General features: G+C 58.6%; 1 protein-coding gene and 1 pseudogene. Both read right to left on the reverse strand.

The features are described 5' to 3' along the window. Nucleotides 1-120: 120 nt before the first annotated feature. Nucleotides 121-471 (reverse strand): annotated as a pseudogene (locus WS62_RS11650) (transposase); the annotation flags it as partial. Between the two features lie 155 nt (nt 472-626). Next, the coding region (locus WS62_RS11655; protein ID WP_197422816.1) for a transposase at nt 627-873 on the reverse strand (247 nt) is incomplete at its 5' end.

The raw sequence follows: 873 nt of genomic DNA on the forward strand, positions 1-873 counted from the left end.
TCGCGCCCCGCATCAACCACTTGCTCGTCCCGCATCGGCCGTATTCGCAATTTCTATTTTTATGCGTGCGCCGTGCCGCCAATCTATGACGCCGCCGGAAAAGCGCGGATTTCGACCGCCATCGACAGTCTGATCCTCCATGCTCGAATGGGGCCATTTCCGGTTGAACAGATCGATGTATTCGCCGATGGAGCGCCGGGCGTGGCTGATCGACTCGTACGCGTTCAAATAGACTCCTTCGTACTTGATGCTGCGCCAGACCCGCTCGACGAACACGTTGTCGCGCCAGGCCTCCTTGCCGTCCATCGACAACGGCGTCGGTGAACGCGCCCGCAGTGAACTGACTGCCCTGATCATAATGTCCGGCAGCCCGTAGCGGGCAAACGCTTCCTCCAGCGCCTCAACAGCGTGCGAGGCTGCCAATGTGATAGCAACCCGGTGCGCGAGAACCTTGCGGCTCGCCCAGTCCACCTCTCAATGCAACTCGATATCCGGGAATCATCAATTTCGGGTTGAAAATCGCACCCGATCACCTATGCTGAAACCCGCGTGAAATGCGGTGCGCCGGACATGGCGAAGCGAAATATTCCCGCAATCGGCGCGCCTTTTGTTCACTATTTTTAGGTTCATCGAGGAATTCCGGGGAACGCGGCGCGGATTTTGAGGAAGAAATATTCCTCGTCGCGGTACCCGTAAGCGCGACGCTTGATGACCTTGATGGTGTTGTTGATGCCTTCGACGACGCGGGTATTGAGCGGATGGCGGCAGCGGGCCAGGATGCCGTGCCAGTAACCCTGCAAGCGCTGGGCAAACAGTTGCAGCGCGGCAATCCCGCTTTGCCGGGCTTGCTCGATCCATTGCCCCCAAGCCTTT

This window comes from Burkholderia sp. ABCPW 14, assembly GCF_001523835.1.
GTDB classification, from domain to species: Bacteria; Pseudomonadota; Gammaproteobacteria; order Burkholderiales; family Burkholderiaceae; genus Burkholderia; species Burkholderia mayonis.